8 protein-coding genes are annotated in these 12,282 nt (G+C 46.9%); all 8 read right to left on the bottom strand.

The annotated features are described in order from the left end of the window. Positions 1-2: 2 nt before the first annotated feature. The 8 genes from IEX81_RS09475 to kdpA all read right to left on the bottom strand — a co-directional run bounded on the left by IEX81_RS09475 (position 3) and on the right by kdpA (position 12,273). A complete protein-coding gene (locus IEX81_RS09475) occupies positions 3-1,592 on the bottom strand; it encodes a long-chain-fatty-acid--CoA ligase (protein ID WP_188802845.1) in 1,590 nt (529 codons plus the stop codon). A gap of 600 nt (positions 1,593-2,192) precedes the next feature. After that, entirely contained in the window at positions 2,193-2,882 is a 690-nt protein-coding gene (locus IEX81_RS09470; protein WP_188802984.1) for a response regulator, read from the bottom strand. 49 nt (positions 2,883-2,931) lie between these two features. After that, on the bottom strand, positions 2,932-4,914 hold the full coding sequence (locus IEX81_RS09465; protein ID WP_188802844.1) for a DUF4118 domain-containing protein: 1,983 nt from the start codon (positions 4,912-4,914) through the stop codon (positions 2,932-2,934). 134 nt (positions 4,915-5,048) lie between these two features. Further along, positions 5,049-5,582 carry a hypothetical protein gene (locus tag IEX81_RS09460; RefSeq protein ID WP_188802843.1) on the bottom strand — a complete coding sequence of 178 codons (534 nt, stop codon included), beginning with the start codon at positions 5,580-5,582 and terminating at the stop codon, positions 5,049-5,051. Then, positions 5,569-7,857 (bottom strand): histidine kinase, encoded by a 2,289-nt coding sequence (locus IEX81_RS09455; protein WP_188802842.1) that lies wholly within the window; start codon positions 7,855-7,857, stop codon positions 5,569-5,571. Before IEX81_RS09455 ends, IEX81_RS09460 begins: the two co-directional genes overlap by 14 nt. Positions 7,858-7,905: 48 nt before the next feature. Continuing rightward, positions 7,906-8,472, bottom strand: coding sequence for a potassium-transporting ATPase subunit KdpC (gene kdpC / locus IEX81_RS09450; protein WP_188802841.1), 567 nt, complete (start codon positions 8,470-8,472; stop codon positions 7,906-7,908). A gap of 13 nt (positions 8,473-8,485) precedes the next feature. Then, on the bottom strand, positions 8,486-10,537 hold the full coding sequence (gene kdpB / locus IEX81_RS09445; RefSeq protein WP_188802840.1) for a potassium-transporting ATPase subunit KdpB: 2,052 nt from the start codon (positions 10,535-10,537) through the stop codon (positions 8,486-8,488). A 29-nt stretch (positions 10,538-10,566) separates the two neighbouring features. Next, a complete protein-coding gene (kdpA, locus tag IEX81_RS09440; protein WP_188802839.1) occupies positions 10,567-12,273 on the bottom strand; it encodes a potassium-transporting ATPase subunit KdpA in 1,707 nt (568 codons plus the stop codon). Positions 12,274-12,282: the final 9 nt, after the last annotated feature.

Below are 12,282 nucleotides of genomic sequence, written 5' to 3'. Positions count from 1 at the left end.
CGTTAATTAACCTTTTTTTCTCTACCTGACCAAAATGGGTTGCGCAGCTCCATTTTGCGGATTTTTCCCGTTGCCGTTCTCGGAAAATTTTGCACAAAAGAGCAGGATTTCGGCGATTTGAAAGAAGGCAGGTTGTTCCGGCAAAAAGCAACCAGTTCTTCTTCCGTCACGGTTTTACCTTCTTTCACTATGCAGATGGCATGCGGTACTTCCCCCCATTTTTCGTGAGGAACGGCAATCACCGCAGCCTCCAGTATTGCCGGATGACGCGCGATGACACCTTCCACTTCAATCGAAGAAATATTTTCGCCTCCGCTGATGATGATGTCTTTTTTGCGGTCGACAATATCAACGTATCCTTCTTCGTCAATCGTCGCCATATCACCGGTATAGTACCATCCATCTTTGATCACTTTATCCGTTTCCTCCTGCTGCCGCCAATAACCCTCCATCACATTGTTGCCTCTGACAATGAGCTCGCCGATCTGTTCTCCGTCATGAAGAACATCCCGTCCCGCCTCATCCACCACCCTAATATCCATATTCATCATGCACATACCGGCTTTGGCCTTGATCCGGCGTACATTTTCTATACTCGGATCCATATGGGACTTGAACTGAGTAAGCAGCACTAAAGGCGCCGTTTCCGTCGCTCCATACCCTTGGATAAACTCCCAATTCAAGAACTCTTCCACCCGTTCAATGTAGGAAGGAGGAGGCGCGGCGCCCGCAACAATAGCTTTTAAATGATGACTGATCCGCGCTGTTTTTGCTTTCGGATCATGCAGCAGCATATTGATAACCGTCGGCGCCATACAGGCCAAACTGACTTTCTCCTGCTCGATCAGATCAAAAATATGCGGAGGATCGATTTTCCTGAGCATCACATGCGTTCCTCCCATAGCTGTAATAACAAAAGGCGTGCCCCAGCCGTTCACATGGAACAAGGGGAGGATGTGAAGCAATACGTCGTTGTCGGTTACACGAACATGAATTAACCCGTTGATTGCGTTAAAATACAGGCTCCTGTGAGAATGCATGGCTCCTTTCGGAGGACCCGTGGTTCCGCTCGTGTACAGGATGCTGGCCAGATCCATTTCATCAATCTCAGGGATAGGCGGTGTCTCGGCTGAATAATCCTCGAGCAAAGTTTCATAACTGATCCAGCCTTCTCTTTCTTTCTGGACAGGAGAGGGGAGCAGTATAAAATGGTCCACGTTTACCAGTTCCTCCTGCACCGGCTCAACAAGCGGAGCCAGGTCCGCATCAACCATTAAAACCTTGGCTCCGCTGTGATTGATAATGTAGGCGTATGCGGAAGGTATCAGGCGGGTATTTAATGGAACCGTCACCGCGCCGATCTGTGTCACCCCGAACATGCCCTCAAGCTTTTGCAGTGTGTTGGGTGCAAGATAGGCCACACGATCCCCTTTCTTGATCCCTAGGTCAATAAGCATGTTGGAGAGCTTGTTCACTCGTTCTCCCAACTGTCGATACGTTAATCGGATATCGCCGTCCACCACAGCCGTTTTATCCGGATAATACGTTACCGCCCGTTTCAAAAAATCCGGAATAAACATTCGATGTTTCATGAAAGTCCCCCCAATAATAATTTGTTCAACGGAACATTCGCATTCGGATAACCAATCACTGCTTGAGTTTACTGCCTTCCCGATACAAAGAGAAACGGTTTCATCATTTGTTTCCGCTTCATTTTTTGACAGCAAACGAAACCGTGCCCAGCGAATGGTAAACGCTTACATTTTTTAAAAATCTTTCTTAACTGTGTTCGGTTCTGCTGCTTAACAATAAACGCTGATCACTCGGATGTATTTCCGGATAATGAAGACGATAATCTATTCTTATAACTTATATCCGGTCTGCGAAGGTTGAAAAATAATCTGAAGGGTCGTTGGTTTAATCAGTGAAGGTTGATTCGTCGAAACATTCAGGATTGATCGTGATCCGTTGAATGGAGCCGCCAATCAATAAACGAAGCAACAAGCAAAAAAAGGAAGGTGTTCACTTAAATAACTCGCAAGCTTGCTTCCATAGTCTAAAAGCAAATCGCATATTTGTCAAGAAAAATTCACATTTTTAGTTTTGTTCCCCGATACCAACATTTCTAAATGTTATTCCGGAGCGGATTTCCCGTGTAAAGAAACTCACCATGTAATCGACTGCCCATCCGTTTATTCCATGAATCGGTAGCCAATCCCAGGCTCCGTTAGGATCATTTTAGGCAATGTCGGATTTTCTTCTATTTTTTTACGTATATGCCCAATATAAACGCGAAGATAATTGCTGTCGCTATTCAGCGGATGCCCTCCCCAGACTTGCTTGAGCAGCTGCCGGTGTGTCATGACACGTCCGGCGTTTGCTGCCAGCAGCCTGAGCAATTCATATTCTGTAGGAGTGAATTTGACTAATTTCGTGTCGACCCAGACCATCCGGCGGGACAGGTCAATCACAAGGCGCCCGAAATCCAGAACAGGTTTTTCCTCCGATTTTGCCGTATGTCTCAAAGCAACCCTTATCCGCGCGATTAATTCCCCCATGCCAAACGGTTTTGTGACATAGTCATCCGCCCCGCTTTCCAAGGCCAGAATTTTGTCTTCTTCACGCTCTTTGACTGTCAGAATAATCACAGGAATCTGCGACCACTCGCGAATGGTCCTTAATACGTCAATTCCCGATTCATCCGGCAATCCCAGATCCAGTACAATAAGATCCGGACGGATGGTCGAAGCCTGGCGAATCCCATCCGCGCCGTTTGATGCCTCAAAGATTTCAAAATGATAGGCGCGCAATGCGACACTCAATAATTTGCGTATCTGTGCTTCATCGTCAATAATTAATAGTCTTGCTCCCGAATTGGCCATCAAAAGTTAACATCCCCTATATCTGCAGGCACTCGCCTCATCTTACGCATCAGTCTTTCATGGGAAGGCTGATGGAGACGGTGATTCCTTTATCAAGATTCTGCTTTGCGCTGATGCTCCCGCCATGGGCCTTTATGATCCCCTTTGCGATGGCCAACCCGAGTCCGGTCCCAGGTACATGCGCATTCGTTTTCAGACGGTAAAATTTATCAAAAATGTGATCCAGTTCATTTAATGGAACACCGATTCCCTGATCTTTAATATTGATTTCTATATTGTCACCCTTTTGACATGCGGAGATCACGATCCGGCTTTTATCGGCAGAATATTTAACAGCATTGCTTAATATATTGGCCAGCATCTGCTCAAATAAGAGTTCATCAACTTTAATCGGCGGAAAAGAATCATTGATTTCAACACAAAGTTCCCGCTTTTCAATTGAATCTTCAATTTGCTTCATCGAAACACCTATAATATCTTCAAGATCACACCACTGCCGGTTTAAATGAAGCATGCCGCTTTCCAAACGTACCATTCCCAGTAAATTGGTGATCAGCCGGTTCATTCTCACGGCGCCCTGCCGTATTGTCGCCAGAAGTTCCCGCCTGTCCTCCGGGCCAAACACTTCATCATGGTCGGAAAGGGCCGTGACCGAGCCAATGATTGCCGAAAGCGGTGTCCGCAATTCGTGCGAAATAGAATCCAGAAGAATAGCCCGTAATTTTTCCGACTCCGCTGCCAGTTGCGCTTTCTTGGCTTCTTCCTGGAGTTTTATCCGCGCAATTGCCGTAGCAACGAGTCCTGCGATCGCTTCGATCAGTCTCTTGTGCTCGAGCGAATCTGGAAAATGAAAACCGCCATAATAAATGACCATGACACCGTGAATAAAATCTTCCGTACGCAGAGGTATAAATAAACCGGGAGATTCACTCAATGTTTGCGTGCCGCGGCCGGCCATTTCGCCATGAAGATAGACCCACTTTGCAATGGCCCCGCCCGCTTTCAGTTGTGCCCAGTCGGCAGTAGTTGAACATGCCGCTACTTCCAATTCATTATTTTTATCGGGTAAATAGATGGCTGCCTGAAAGCCTATCTTGTCGGATATCTGCAATACGATTCTATTCATAGTGGATTGCAATTCATCCACAACGGTCATTTCTCGGCCCAGTGTATAAAGAGTCAAGGTTATTTTTTCATTTTCCCGCGCTTCTTTCAACTGATTTTTTAACTTTGACGACAAGCTTGCTGTGATCATCGCAACAATCAGGAAAACGGCAAATGAAAGAATATAGCGCAAATCGGCGACTGTAAAGCTCTGAACAGGCGGAACAAAGAAAAAATCAAAAGAAAGGATGCTCATCAATGAAGCATAAAATCCAGGCCCCATGCCCCATCGCGATGCGCCGAACAGAACAGGCATTAAAAATAAAAGAGCCACATTGACCAGATCATTGGCTGGTCCTAAAAGCCGTAACAGCAAAGTCAGCGCGATAATTATTCCCGATAAAATCAAATAGGGTGTCCATTCAACCGAATGCTTCGGAAAGATATAATTTATTGCATTTGTTCGAATTTCCCTTCGCCCGGGGATCACGTGGAACGTTATATTCTCCCCTTTCCGAATGACTTGATCGACGACGGAAGGCCGCACCCATTCGATAATTCTTGAATACTTTGGTTTTCCTATGACAATATGCCGGACATTGTGCTTCCTCGCAAAAGATATAATTTCATCAGATATCCGGGTTCCTGAAACGGTAAATGTTTCGGCACCCAAGTCTTCGGCGATTCGTAAATTTCTGGAAATTTCCATACGATCGCCCATGGTTTTTGGAACCCTTTTTGGGGTATCCACATACAATGCGGCCCATTTCATTTTTAAATGGTCAGCCATTTGCCGTGTTGTCCGGATTAGCTCTCTGGAAAAGGGGCTTCCGCTGACGCAAACCATCATTTTTTCCGTGACCGCACTTCGGCCTTCCGTTTGGATTCCATTCGCCTTTGTCCCTTTATTTACACGTTCGCTTTCCAAGCGTTGCCCTTCTTTGACCGCTTTCACCAATTTTCACCTCTATTCATCAGAAACTGACTATCCATCATGAAAATGCCGCAAAAAAGAAGAAACATCAGTTGCCTGATGTTTTCAATTGTCAATCGTTTATGCTGTTAATCTATGCTATCATTTTCATCGTTCTTTGGAAAGACTTCCAGTAATTTAATGTGATGGGTTCGGTTTACTTTTTGAATAAAATCGGAAACATCTTTTTGATTTTCACATACAGCCGTGTGATTGAGCCAGGTCGAAAATCTTTTGACGTGAACAGCTGATATATAAAGCGGGTATTGTTTTCTTGAACGGACAATATACCAGCCGGGCTTCATCTTTTTCCAGGGTGATTCTCGGACGCCAAAAAGATGGAGTCTTGACCGTTTGCCCCAGTCCTCATCTTTTTGAGTATTTCTAATAAATTTATAGATTTCCTCCAAGTGGGCATCATCTCGCTTGGCAGATTCCCCACTCTGGATTTTTGCCTTTGCTACCTCTTCATTATCGGCAAAGGCATAGCGTAGCAGAATTGTAGTTTCCGCCCTGACTTTCCAAACGGCTCCAAACCATCGATAACGCAAGGAAAAAATGTCTAAATAGTTTTGACCTGTCCCAAAATAAAGAGGTTCAAAATTTATTTCACTGCTCGTCATGATCACCTCTTGAGTTGGCTACAACATGCAGATTGACAAACTCCGCGTGCAGCAGGACATAAATCACCGGATTACGCTTAAACTTATCAAAAAAATGCCTGACGGGAAGCGGCTGGCCGACGATGATTTGTTCCGCGTGCAGTTCTCCAGCCGTTTTAGCCATCATCTCCCCTACCCGATTTTCAGGCGCTTCTTTTTTGAGAAATGTTGCCTGAAGTTGTTCGCTGAGCTGTTTCATGGTTTCTAAGTCTCTTTTTTCTTTTTCCTGCAAGGGCTTTTTCGATACAACCGCGAGGACATATAAGTCGGCATGATACCGGTCGGCAATGCGCCACCCTCTTCGGATCAACTTTTCAGAATGGGGGCGATAGTTGACGCAAGCAAGAATCCGGGGATTCCGCCCGAATCTGTTTTGTTGGTCCAGACTCTGATCCACATTGTCTGCGACCTCAAACAAAGCCAGTTCCCGAAGCACCGATAAATTCCCCAAACGGAAAAAGTGATTCATCGCATGTTCAATCTTATCTTTTGAATAAACCTTGCCTTGTGCAAGCCGACGCTGCAGCATTTCTGGAGTGACATCAATCAGCTTTATTTGCCCTGCCCTGTCCATAAACCAGTCCGGAACGCGTTCCTTGACTTTTATGCCGGTAATATGTTCCACTGTGTCACGAAGGCTTTCGAGATGCTGAATATTGACAGCTGTAACCACATCAATCCCATGTTCAAGAATATAAAGGATATCCTGATATCTTTTCTCTCTTTCGCTGCCGGGAACATTAGTATGGGCCAGCTCATCAATCAGCACAATTTGCGGATGACGTTGTATAATTTTTTCTACATCCAGCTCCTCATATCGGTGTCCATTATAGTGAATCACCTGCTGCGGAAGCATATCCAAACGGCCGATCTGATCGGCCGTTTCTTTTCTTCCATGGGTTTCAATAAGTCCCGCGACAACATCCTCACCCTTTGACAGCCTGTCATTCGCATCCTGCAGCATTTTATAGGTTTTACCAACGCCAGGTGCCGAACCCACATAAATTGTCAGCCGCCCGCGGCAAGAATCCTGATCACGTGAAAGCCCGATTTGGTGATTTTTCCGGGTTCTGTCATTAAGTGAATAAGGCCTTCCCCCATCCTTCCATCCGATGATATGAAGATCGGCGTATTTCATATGCATCAATAAATACTTGACAGGGTTGGAGCTCCACAGTGCCCAGTCTCGTGAAGAATGCGTCTGTCCGACAACAATCTGTGTCACACTAAGCCGGTCTGCCACGTCCATGACGACCTTCCCGATCACCCGGTCGTTGCGCTGCTCAACAATATATTTTGCATGGCAGAAATCAGCCAGACTTCTGAGCTTTTCAATTCTGTCTTTATTTTTTGCTGAAAGATCATTTTCGGGCACTTCTAAAATGGTCAGTATAACCAGATCAGCTTTCATTCTCCTGGCCATCCTGTAACCTTTTCTAATCAGAACGGCCGATCGGGCCCAAAAACTCGTACATACCAGAATGACTTCTTTGGCGCCGACCGGCCCCGGTATGCTCTTCCGCTCAAATGATTTTTGAAATTGATTATCCACTGTATCCGCAACGACGCGAAGCGTCAGTTCGCGCAGCACAGACAGATTCTCTTTCTTAAAAAAATGATGCAACGCCTGATTAATCGTACTTTCGCGAAAAATGTTTCCATCTCTCATTCTTTGACGCAACGTTTCCGGCGGTACATCAACCACCTCAATTTCATCGGCACTTTCAATAAAAGACTGGGGAACGATCTCCCGGACTCTGACTCCCGTTATTTTTTCCGCCTCGCGATAAGTCCCTTCAAGATGCTGGACATTAACCGTCGTCAGGACGTCGATGCCATGTTCCAGAATATATTCGATGTCCATATACCGCTTAGGAAATCTTGAGCCTTCCAGATTGGTGTGGGCTAATTCATCGACGACAACGGCCGCCGGACACCGCTCAATGATGGCGTCGACATCCATTTCTTCGAACAGTCTGTTCTGGAACATCACTTTTTTACGCGCGATGATTTCCAAATCGCCTATTTGTTCAGCCGTCTCTTTCCGGTGATGAACCTCTATAAAACCGACGACAATATCCGTACCTTTCCTCAGAAGATCATTGGCCTCTTTCAGCAGCTTATAGGTTTTTCCTGAGCCGGCGGCTGCCCCGACAATGATTTTTAATTTTCCTTTTTTATTGAAAGCGTGCGTGTTTTCAGCATCACTGCCGTTCAACGTTTCTTTTTTTTTCATAATTGCACTTCCTTGTTCCCAAAGGGATAAGTTCAGAAATGCCCTTCTTTACAGTCCCAATTTATTTTTGATGGCAAGGTTTAGTTTCAGCACATTCACTGCCGGGTCACCCCAAATGCCGAGGAACCGATTCTCTGTATATTGTGAAACCAATGTCTGTAAATACGTCCGGCTTAATCCTGTGGCACTTGCAATACGGGGAATCTGAAGCCTCGCATCTTGAACAGAAATATCAGGATCCAGTCCGGATGCCGATGATTCGACCATATCTGGAGGAATAGATTGAGCGGTGTACCCCGTCCAACTTTTCACCTGAGAAAGATTTTTACCGATCTCTTTAATCAGTGCCGGATTCGTCGGTCCGAGATTTGAACCAGCCGATCCGTTACCTGCATAATCAATGGCCGACGGTCTTGGATGAAAGTATTCCGGTCTTGTGACGGCCTGAGCAATCAGTTCCGACCCGACAATCGTTCCGTTTTGTTTCACCATGCTCCCCTGGGCCTGATAAGGAAACAGCAGGTTGCCAATCAGAGACACGCAAAGCGGATAAATAAGTCCAAGCAAAACCGCAAAAACAATGGTGACTCTTATCGAACGCCATACATTTATCACAAGTAACACCCTCCTAAATATTGGATAGCCCCAAACCCGTGATGATGAGATCGATGATTTTAATGCCTAGAAACGGCACGATGATCCCGCCGATTCCATAGATCAGCAAATTTTTCACGAGCAATGTGGTCGCGCTTACCGGTCGGTATTTGACACCCTTCATAGCCAGAGGAATGAGCAGCGGGATGATCAGGGCATTGAAGATGATCGCTGACAGGATCGCGCTTCTCGGGCTTGTCAGATGCATGATATTCAAGCTTTGCAGTTGAGGAATGATCGTTGTGAACATGGCCGGGATGATCGCAAAGTATTTGGCGACGTCATTGGCAATCGAGAATGTGGTAATCGAACCGCGTGTGATTAAAAGCTGCTTGCCAATGGAAACGACCTCAATTAATTTGGTTGGATCCGAATCCAGATCCACCATGTTTCCGGCTTCCTTCGCGGCCATCGTTCCTGTGTTCATGGCCAGGCCGACATCCGCCTGTGCCAGTGCGGGCGCGTCGTTCGTTCCATCTCCGGACATGGCAACCAGTTTCCCCTGCTCCTGTTCTTCCCTGATTAATCGCATTTTATCTTCCGGCTTGGCTTCGGCAATGAAATCATCCACACCGGCTTCAAGAGCGATCGTTGCAGCGGTCAGCGGGTTATCTCCCGTACACATGACCGTTTTAATCCCCATTTTCCGTAATTCTTCAAAGCGCTGACGCATACCGGGTTTAATAATATCTTTTAGATAAATCAGACCGTAAATTTCCTGGTTTTTGATGACGGCAAGCGGCGTCCCGCCTTCTTTGGCGACGCGCTCCATCTTCGCATCAAGATCTTCCGGAATTCGGCCGCCTTTTTTCTGAACGTCCTCTTTGATAGCGTCAACCGCCCCCTTGCGAACCATGGTTCCGTCTGGCAGGTTCAGCCCGCTCATACGTGTGTCCGCACTGAAATCTACGTTCTCTGCATCGTTGTAGTCTTCACGCGACAGGGTGACACCGTCTTTTTTGGCCAGATCAATGACCGAACGTCCTTCAGGCGTTTCATCAAACAATGATGAAAGCACAGCCGTGTTAATCAAATCTTTTAAATTGTGCGAGCCGACCGGAATAAAATCACTCGCGAGACGATTGCCAATCGTAATTGTCCCCGTTTTGTCAAGAATCAGTGTATTGACGTCGCCGGCCGCCTCCACTGCCTTGCCTGATTTAGCCACCACATTAAATCGAATGATCCGGTCCATTCCGGCAATACCGATTGCGGAAAGAAGCGCCCCGATCGTTGTTGGAATCAGGCAGACAAGCAATGCAATCAGCGTTACTGTATCGATCGAACCATGGACATAGCCGGCAAATGGGCCAAGTGTAACGACAACGATCAAGAAAATGAGTGTCAGTCCGGCAAGCAGAACGGTCAAGGCTAATTCGTTCGGTGTCTTCTGCCGGCTCGCGCCCTCGACCAATCCGATCATTTTATCCAGGAACGATTCACCCGGATTCACGGTCACCTCAATAATCAGTTCATCGGAGAGCAGCTTTGTCCCGCCAGTAACGGAGCTGAAGTCTCCCCCCGCCCCCCTGATGACCGGGGCGGATTCTCCGGTAATCGCCGACTCATCAACGCTCCCGAGTCCCTTGATTACTTCTCCGTCCGCGGGAATCATGCCTCCGGCAGTCACGCGAACGACGTCCCCTTTGCGCAGCGTTGAAGCGGGAACTTTTTCGTAAGAGCCTTCTTTTTCGCGGCGATCCGCCATCAAATCGGTTTTCGTTCGGCGCAGCGATTCAGCCTGCGCTTTTCCTCTTCCTTCCGCGATGGCTTCGGCAAAGTTTCCGAAAAGTACCGTGATCAGTAAAATAAAACTGATAACCAGATTAAAAGGTATCTGAGACAATTCGTAATGACCGCCAAACAGGTTCGGGAAAATACTCAGCAATAAAGTCAGGAAAAAACCAATCTCGACAACAAACATCACCGGATTTTTAACCATGTTTCTCGGATCAAGTTTTTTAAATGAATCAATGATCGCTGTTCTAAAAATATCTTTTCCTATGGATTGATTTTTTTTAGCCATTCGTTACGACTCCTCTCATTCATCGCGGGCTATTTGCCAAGAAAACCCGACCACATTTGCAGATGTTCGGCAATCGGTCCCAGAGAAAGTACCGGGAAAAAGGTTAAAGCGCCGACAACCAGGGCAATCGCAACAAACACTCCGCCAAACGCAAACGTATCGGTCCTTAGTGTGCCGACGGATTCAGGTATGGTCGCCTTGCTCCCCAATGATCCGGCAATGGCAAACATGGCGATGATCGTGATAAACCTGCCGAGCAGCATGACCGTCCCAAGCATCAGATTGTAAAAGAGTGTATTTCCGCTTAAACCGCCAAACGCGGATCCGTTATTCGCCGCAGCGGAAGTGAACGCATAGAGCACTTCCGAAAAACCGTGAAGCCCGGGATTGGCCATGCTCGATACCCCGTTTTTCGTGACAATCGCAATCGCTGTAGCAACCAGAATTAAAAATGGATGCACCAAAAGTGACATGGTGGCCAGTTTGATTTCTTTGGACTCAATCTTTTTCCCGAAAATTTCCGGCGTCCGTCCGACCATCAGACCGGAGATAAATACCGTAATGATCAGATACATGATGATGTTCAGAATACCGGCACCCGCACCGCCGAAAATCAAGTTCAGCATCATGAACAGCAGAGGAACAAAGCCGCCGAGCGGAGTCAGACTGTCGTGCATAGCCGTAACCGCACCGGTGGAAGTCGCGGTTGTCGCGGCTGTAAACAGACTGGTGAGCGGCAGCCCAAACCGCACTTCCTTCCCTTCCATATTGGCTCCGGAAAGGCCCAGCATTTTGTTCAGCAGCGGATTTCCGGCTGTTTCACTCCAGTAAATGAGGAAGGCACCAAGCACCAGCATAGCGGTAATAAAAACATACAGAATAACGGCTTGTCTTCGGTTCTTCAGGAACCTGCCAAAGGCGAAGATTGACGCCGTAGGAATGGACAACAAAGCAATGATTTCGATCACGTTCGTTAGCACTGATGGATTTTCATAAGGATGCGCCGAATTGGCGTTGAAAAATCCTCCTCCGTTCGTTCCGAACTCCTTGATCGACTCCAAAGAAGCAACCGGACCGCGTGAAATAGTCTGTGCCGCTCCCTGCAAGGTGTGAACCGTTTGGGCCCCGCTGTACGTTTGAGGGACACCAAGCCCGACCAGTACAATGGCTAATATAAAGGCAATCGGCACGAGAACACGCGTATGAACCTTGATAAAATCAACCCAGAAATTACCCATCGTCTTCGATTTATTACCGAGCATCCCGCGGATGAAGGCAAAAGCGGCCACAATTCCCGTGGCCCCGGCTGTAAACTGTAAATACGTAACAGCCAGAGTCTGGCCCAAGTAAGACATGGACGCTTCTCCGGAATAATTTTGCCAGTCCGTATTCGTGATAAATGAAGCGGCCGTGTTAAAAGCCAGATCCCAGGGCATTGAAGGTATATGATCGGGATTCAATGGCAAGTACCCCTGAAGCCGGAAGATCAGATACGCGAAAATCATCATCACAAAATTGACAAGCAGCAGCGCCTTAATATAACCTTTCCAGTCCATTTCCACAGTCGGATTGATACCCGACAATCTGTACAGTACTTTTTCACAGGGCGAATACACACGCTCAAGCCAGCTGCGTTGTCCGGAAAAGACTCTATATAAATAGCCACCCAGAGGAATAGCTATCAAGAGAATGATCCCGAGAACGAGCAGGATTTGAATGCTTCCTATCCATGTCACAAAAATCCT

This window comes from Sporolactobacillus putidus (genome assembly GCF_014647035.1).
GTDB lineage: Bacteria > Bacillota > Bacilli > Bacillales > Sporolactobacillaceae > Sporolactobacillus > Sporolactobacillus putidus.
Note: the sequence above shows the minus strand (reverse complement) of the source record. Positions and strands in the feature narration are given on the sequence as shown.

Excerpts from the sequence above, each read along its gene's own strand:
- IEX81_RS09475 (WP_188802845.1), bottom strand. The coding sequence starts at position 1,592 with ATGAAACATCGAATGTTTATTCCGGATTTTTTGAAACGGGCGGTAACG.
- IEX81_RS09470 (WP_188802984.1), bottom strand. The coding sequence starts at position 2,882 with ATGGCCAATTCGGGAGCAAGACTATTAATTATTGACGATGAAGCACAG.
- IEX81_RS09460 (WP_188802843.1), bottom strand. The coding sequence starts at position 5,582 with ATGACGAGCAGTGAAATAAATTTTGAACCTCTTTATTTTGGGACAGGT.
- IEX81_RS09455 (WP_188802842.1), bottom strand. The coding sequence starts at position 7,857 with ATGAAAAAAAAAGAAACGTTGAACGGCAGTGATGCTGAAAACACGCAC.
- kdpB (WP_188802840.1), bottom strand. The coding sequence starts at position 10,537 with ATGGCTAAAAAAAATCAATCCATAGGAAAAGATATTTTTAGAACAGCG.